Below are 7,389 nucleotides of genomic sequence, written 5' to 3'. Positions count from 1 at the left end.
ATTGTTTGTTATTATCAGCCATTTACTATCAGGGGAAAAATTAGCCTTATGAATAGTTGCCTCTTCTTTTAAAAAATTAGCTTGTATTTCTTTTTCCACTGACCAGACTTTGGCTGTATTATTAATGTCTGTTGTTACCAGCCATTTACTATCCGATGACACTTGTGTGCGTTCCACAGGATGTTCTTGTTTAAACACAGATTTTATTTGCTCATTTATAGTTTTCAAATTCCATAATTCATAACTGAAGTCACCTTCAATTACTACTCCTATCCATCTAAAGTCTGGAGAAATCCCATAAAAACTATAACTATAGGGATTAGATACATTAAATCTGGATAAATCAAATAGTGTTTCATTCTTGTTTTTTAAATTGATTTCATAAAGTTGAACACCATTATTAAGTTTTAAGAGTAACGTTCCATAGTCGCTAAATCTATATTTATATATCGATAGCCCCTCTAATCTTTGTTTTTCCCCTTTAATATCCCACACTTTTATCGTTTCTTTTCCATCAGTTGTAACCAAATAATTGAAATTACTATCAGCTTCAGCATACGTTATTCCAATTTCATTTTGTAAAAAATCAAAAGCTTTTTTATTTTTTAGATTCCATACTTTATTCTGATTGTTTGCATGAAAGTTTATAAGTATGGAACCATCAACCGAAAATTTGGTATTAACAATATCAATTTCGTTCTTTAAGAAATCATCGAATTGCATATTGCTTAAATCCCATACTCGACAGTGACCATTTTCATATTTTGCTATCAACCATTTGTTCTCAGATGAAAGTGCTACTATGGGTATGGAGTCGCCTATCGAAATAAAAGTTGCTTCTTCTTGTGTATTAATATTCCAAAGTTTATATACATCATCATTATTTTTCGTTATTAACCATTTACAATCATCAGTGATTGATATAAAATTATAGGTATTATTTGAAAGGAATTTCGGTATGATTTCTCCATTTAAATTATACAGTTTGTATTCATTATCATTAGAACTTGTTATTATCCATTTACAATCGGATGAAAAATTTATATTGATAATATCGGATGGTAATAAGTAACCCTTATTTGAATTTAAATCCCAAAGTATAGACATATCCATAATATCTGTTGTAGTAAGCCATTTACCATCGGACGAAAATTTAAGAGTCTTTATCTGTTCCCCTTTGTATGTGAAAATTTGAGATTTACCTTTTTGGAGGTTCCATAATTTATACTTTAATTCATTAGATTGGTTACCACTTTTGGTTAACAGCCATTTACAGTCGTCTGAAAAAAAATAAGATGAAATATAATACTCTTTTTCCAAAGGATTGAACCCATTTAGACCTGGGACATTTAATATTCTGTAATAAGGCGACTCAGAGTAATGGACTATCATCCATCTTCCATCCTTTGAAAAAGATGGTGCAGTAATTATACCTATATCTTTAATATTTGCCTTTGGTAAATAAGTTTTTGATTTTATTAAGGTAAATTTATCAACAAAACCATTATTAAAAATAGAAGCGGTAGTCTCTTTAATACTTTGAATCGTATTTTCACTTTTGGCTGTAGACATTGCCTTTTTTACAAATTGTAACCCTTGGATAGAGTTATATTTTTTTGCCTCAGATGCCCAAAATAAAGCAGTTGCGTTGATCATAGCTATTTGGGCTTTTTGTTCACTTGCAACAGCTTTGTTTTTTGCTTCTTCTGCTGCAACTCTAAGCTTTTCAATCTTCTCAAATAAGTGTATAATTCGTTCTTTTACCTCTGTCTCTTTAGCTGGGCTACAATCTCTTGCTGCTATTTGGGCAGAGTAAAGTTTACGAATCGCATTTCCATAATTAGGGGTCTTCTCATTTTCGATTTTTGTAGCTTCTGTCATCAGTTTTTGAGCTGTGCTACAAGAGGATTTGTTTTGGGCAAAACAGCTCAAATGAATGTACAAAATGCTAATAAATAAAAAGATGTATTTCATGTTATTTGCTAGTTAAAAGCCATTTTAACTTATTTTTTAAAACGGAGTTAGTGTCTAAAGTGTATGCTTCTCTTATTTTACCTTTCGCTAATACAGTGTCCTTACTTTCAAGAAAAGTTTGGGCATCAATTAGTAATTGTATAGCACGGGCTTTGTTGTATTTGTCTAGGTTGGCTTGGGCATTCAATCTTGCCTTTTCAGCTTTATAATACTGGTTGTAAGCAAAAATAAAAAGTCCTAACATAAAAAGCCCTAGTACAATTACTCCAGTTAAAAGGCTTCTGAGTCGTTTATTCTTTTTCTCTAACTCCTCTTTTTCTTTAGCATTCTCCTTTCGGCTATTTTCAATAAATAAAAACACAGCTGTCTTCTCTTCACTGTGTGAGAGTGTATCATCAATGGCATTCTTGAAACGGTCGTACAGGGCAACACTTTGTTCACTCAAAAATCCGCCGTTTTCTTTTTTGTAGAAAAAATAACTGGTTTGTAAGTTTTGTACTAAACTTTTGATGAGTCGTTGTTCTGCATCTCGTTTGTTATTAATGATTACCGCAAGTGTATCGTGGGCTAATTCGTAATAAATTTCATTTTTACGGATAATACGAACACTTTCTAATTGTTGTACTAACGTTTTTTCAAATGCAGTTAACTTATCTTCAGCTATCGGGCGTTTAGTGCCGTCTTCGGTTACAAATCTATCTAGCAAAAGTCTAAGTTGCTTTTGCTTTTCATCATTCTTGTCAGCAATAGACGCTAACTGATTGTCTAAGAATCTTTCTAAAACAGCTTCAATTTTCCCTACTTTGCTTACTGTTGCGTCTGAAATAGTTACTTGCTGGTTATCATATTCTGCTTCTTGCCAAAGACGATCGAGATATACCTGTAAAAAGGCAAGTTGGCTACTGATTTTACCATCTAAAAGGTTTTGGGTGATGGTATCAATAAGATTGTCTTGGCTTACTTTTACATCAAAACTATCGAGGGTATGCGTCGTTACCTGTTTGAGCTTAGCAACTGTCATGGGCTCTATCCTTAATCGAAAATCAAATAGATTAGGGACAAATTTCTCATATTCATACAATTCACCTAAAAACTCTTCCCGAATTATGATGATGATTTTACAAGGAAGGTTTTGTTTTTGTAACTCTTGAATAGTTTTAAAAAAGCTTTCTCGTTCTTCCTTATTATTACTGGCAATAGTAAATAGTTCTTCAAACTGGTCGAATATCAAATAAACAGGACGAGAAAAGGTAATAAATACCTGATACACCAATTCTGGGAGTTTATAGGCATCTAAAATAGCGGCATCTTCAATATCAATTAAGGTATCTTTGAGAGCCTTCAAAAGACTTTCGTTGATGTTATTTCCTCGTCTGATATAAAAGGGATGCCAGTCTGCACCGTCATAAAACTTAGCCAAGCCACATTGAGCCAGACTCGTTTTACCAGTACCAGACATTCCATAAAGCAGATTTAAGGTCGTATTTCTCAATTGTTGGAACAATTTCTTTTCCTCAATCTCCCTTCCAACGAAAATGTCGGTATCGTTGGCTGTATAAGCATCCAAGAATTTAAAAGGACTTTTTGCTTCCATTAGGCTAGTAGATTTAAGAAATGTTCCCACTCGTTTTTGATTTCACTGAAAGCAATATTTTCAAATTCAACATCTTGTTCAAAGCTATTATTTTCTTGATAAACAAGACTTTTTCCTTCATTCTCTTTATTACTATAGATGAGGTAGCGGAACGAAAACTCTTGACTATGAGGTTTATGACCCATCAATGCCATGATGTTAGATATATTCGCTTTAGGTGAAAATAAGACCTCATCAATAAGAAAAGGACTGAGATTGATATACTGACATCCGTTGTCTAATTCAGCTTCTTTATGTAAAATAATAGAGGCATTATCAAGGTAATAGTCTGTAAATACCTCACTATCACGAGCTGGTTCTACTCCCATTCCCCATCTTTGGAAAAACACTTCATGTCTGTACTGTGCTGTTTCATATCTTTTACGATTAAGTTGAATATTATCAATCGAGGTAAGATGATAGTTTGTTAAAAACATACATTTTTGAAAAATTCCTACGATTCTTAATTCTGCTAATTCGACTAAGCTTTCTGCTTGTGTATTGCTCATAATAGGAATTGTAGTAGCAAGCTTTTCAAAGAAGCCTAGCAATTCTTCCAGACGTGTATCTTCTTTTGTAATTAAGCTCGCTAATTCACTTACAAATAAAGGCTTTGGACTCAGGCGAATCTCGTGTAAAAGACTTATCAACACCTCCGTTCGTCCAAGTGTTTGATTAGTAATCGAAGTCAATACTGTTTTTTTACTATCGGGGTTTAACGCATCAGGGGTACTTTGAAGTAATGCGTATAGTTCGGCTTGAGAAAAAGCTACTAAAATATCTAAAAAGGTCAGCGCTGTTCTTGTAAGCTCTCCCAGACGATTACGATCTATTTTATTGTAGAAGATTGTACCTTGAGCCTTGTCATTAGTGCTTTGAGATGATTCCAAGCGTTGTAGCCTTTTACTGATTGGTAAAGGAAAACTTTGATAAATCAACGGCTTATAGGGGTGAATAGATAAAATATTACCCTTATCGTTAGTATAGCGTTTTTTTATATCAGAGTTGGTACTACTTAATTCTCTGATCAAGCTTTTGAAAAGTCGGATATTAGGTTCGTACTTATTCTGAGAACCTATTTGAATACTTTCCAATACACGGATGGGGTCATCATTGATGGTGTACAGTCCCCAAGTTCCTAAATCCTGAGGCTGCTCGTCCAAAAAACGATTGATAGGAACAATTGGTTGTTTTGTCTTTGTATTGATTAAGGCAATCGCCAAAGAAAAAGCATCAGCAATTGAATGCCCATAAGTAAGTAACTGTTGAAAGAAGTGGACGTTAAACTCTGAGGCAATCGCATCGCCAACACTTGCCGAAGTTGCTACTATGGCAGGAGTCGTCATATTAGTTTTCTTGAATGATTCTTGTATCAAGAAAACTTGTTTCTCCGTAGAGCAACCATTTAGTACAACACATTGCAAGTTTCTACACTCAGCCAAAAGATTTGCTAAGCCGTGTGCATAGGTAGCTTCTTCTTCTGTGACAAGGCGGTCTCCATCGGCATGACCACTATAACTGAACAGATAGAGTCGTTCTCGGTTCGTTTCTATTTTCAGTAAATCAACGATTTCTTCCCTAGTCGTTGGATATACAACTTCAATATCATGAAGGTAGTCAATTACTTTTTTTATCCCTAACTCTTCCTTCTTTAAACTAGAAAGAGGATTTAGGGGATTGTTTGCAAAGGATATTATAAAAAGTGGTAAGTCTGCCATAAGCTAAGTTAGTTAACAAGGGTAACACTAGCGTTGAAAAGGATTATACTTCAAGCCATTGATATAGTATTTCTTTACTTTGAGGTTCATCAAAATAAAAAATGTGTGGACAACCCACCTCTTGGAAGGTTACTTGAGGCTGTCTGTTAGAATTAACTTTCATAATATCTTTGGTGTACACTGCAATGTCATGCTGTTTTCCTTCATGAAATAGATTTCCTACACCCAGCACTAAATTCATACTTAGTTTTTCAAACCAAGTGTCTTCTTCTTCTCTATTTGGCTGATACAGGTCAATGTTACCTGCTAAAATATAATAGGGTACGTGAGGGTCATTTTGAATATACAGCGAATTGATAAAATCAGAATTGCGTTTCATTTGCTCTAAAGTGACAGTTAGCATACTACTCTTTTTTAATGCCACAATCAATCCTCCAGCCCATGCTAAATAAGGAGCTACCAAAGCAGAACTCAATCCAAGGGTAAGGACATAATTAGCGAGATAAATATAAGCAGAAGCACTATCTAATTCAGTACCTCCATTGGGAGTACCAGCCATAATCAGCTTTTTCACAAGACTGGCTTTTCCGAGCTTTTCTATCAACACTCTCGATACTAATCCACCCATAGAATGAGCAACAATCGTTAGTTTTTTATCAGTATTTCCATCAATACCATGTTCACTAAGTATAATGGCAAGGTTTTCTGCTATTTTCTCAATGGGTGTATTCAGGCATTCATAATCAAATGTCAGAACTAAATCATATTTTGCTTTACTATCTTCAGTTGGCTTAACCAGCCTTTGAGCAAAAGGAATCATTCCTTCGGTATCGCCAATAATGCCGTGGATCAATAGTACAATATTCTTTGCTTTTGTAATTTTTTGAGATAAATTAAGATTTTTCCTTACTGGTTTAGCCTGCTCATAATCAACCCAGTTCAAAGCGAAATAATTGTCAGGTATAGTTTTAAAAATTAGTTTCATCAAACAAAACTTGAAAGCGGCCGCATTTTGTCTTTTTTTATTATCTCCATATGATTCAGGAAATTGCTCAATGTAAATTTCACTTCCTTTATTTGGTAAGGTCTTACTTGTCCCTATTACAATAACGTCCTCTCCATTTACCATCACTGGAATTACTATTTCGTTAGAATCTATCGCTTGATTTTGAATTTTTAGAATCAATGGGTTATCTATACTAACGGTACCTTTAATACTTTCTAGCTCGATTAGTGGGAATAATTCTATATGTTTCCCTGCTAAGGTATTATCTAATAATTTTATACTGTGTATACTTTGAAAATCCGACCCAAATAGGTAGTTATAAATTAACTTAATACCATATGTACCATGCGCGGTTAATGGTATTAAGTTAACATCGGCACTAACAGAGCTATGAGCCTCAAACTTTATCATCTTATTCCTAATGAATCTTTGAGTATTTCCTATTGAATAAGACGGTTTCCTTAATTTTATACCTAAATCAAACATTTGCCAAATTGAATTTGAAAATTCAATCTTATTTTCAAACAAATAAAGTCCACTATCTGAAGCTATTAATCTATCTATTTGCAAATCCCTAATTAAATCACCTCTTTCTTCATTATGAAACAAATGACCTAGGTATAATATTTTTAGAATTCCACTATACCGATGTCGTTCAACATTAAGTTTATCCTTAATAATTATAGCTATTGAATCATGTATTAATTCGTAATAAATTTCATTTTTACGGATAATACGAACGCTTTCTAATTGTTGTACTAACATTTTTTCAAATGCAGTTAAGTTATCTTCTGCTATAGGGCGTTTAGTGCCGTCTTCGGTTACAAATCTATCTAGCAAAAGCCTAAGTTGCTTTTGCTTATACTCATTCTTGTCAGCAATAGACGCTAACTGATTGTCTAAGAATTTTTCTAAGACAGCCTCAATTTTCCCTACTTTGCTTACTGTTGCGTCTGAAATGGTGACTTGCTGATTATCATATTCTGCTTCTTGCCAAAGTCGGTCGAGATATACCTGTAAAAAGGCAAGTTGGCTACTGATTTTACCATCTAAAAGGT

4 protein-coding genes are annotated in these 7,389 nt (G+C 33.8%); all 4 read right to left on the bottom strand.

What is annotated here, in order from left to right; all coding sequences use genetic code 11:
- Positions 1 to 1,881 (bottom strand): WD40 repeat domain-containing protein (locus tag ACOVQ4_RS12665; protein ID WP_421821007.1); only part of this gene is annotated, 1,881 nt, incomplete at its 3' end.
- A 94-nt stretch (positions 1,882 to 1,975) separates the two neighbouring features.
- Positions 1,976 to 3,568: an ATP-binding protein gene (locus ACOVQ4_RS12660; RefSeq protein WP_421821006.1), complete on the bottom strand. Its 1,593-nt coding sequence runs from the start codon at positions 3,566 to 3,568 to the stop codon at positions 1,976 to 1,978.
- On the bottom strand, positions 3,568 to 5,325 hold the full coding sequence (locus tag ACOVQ4_RS12655; RefSeq protein ID WP_421821005.1) for a hypothetical protein: 1,758 nt from the start codon (positions 5,323 to 5,325) through the stop codon (positions 3,568 to 3,570). Before ACOVQ4_RS12655 ends, ACOVQ4_RS12660 begins: the two co-directional genes overlap by 1 nt.
- A gap of 43 nt (positions 5,326 to 5,368) precedes the next feature.
- Positions 5,369 to 7,389, bottom strand: a 2,021-nt coding sequence (locus ACOVQ4_RS12650) for an esterase/lipase family protein (RefSeq protein ID WP_421821004.1), incomplete at its 5' end; no start/stop codon positions are given.

The organism is Flectobacillus sp., assembly GCF_049240685.1.
Lineage (GTDB): Bacteria > Bacteroidota > Bacteroidia > Cytophagales > Spirosomataceae > Flectobacillus.
The sequence above is the reverse complement of the archived record's forward strand: the minus strand, read 5'-3'. Positions and strand labels throughout refer to the sequence as shown.

What these genes read in the sequence shown, in the direction of transcription:
- ACOVQ4_RS12660 (WP_421821006.1), bottom strand. Translation starts at nt 3,568, where the DNA reads ATGGAAGCAAAAAGTCCTTTTAAATTCTTGGATGCTTATACAGCCAAC.
- ACOVQ4_RS12655 (WP_421821005.1), bottom strand. Translation starts at nt 5,325, where the DNA reads ATGGCAGACTTACCACTTTTTATAATATCCTTTGCAAACAATCCCCTA.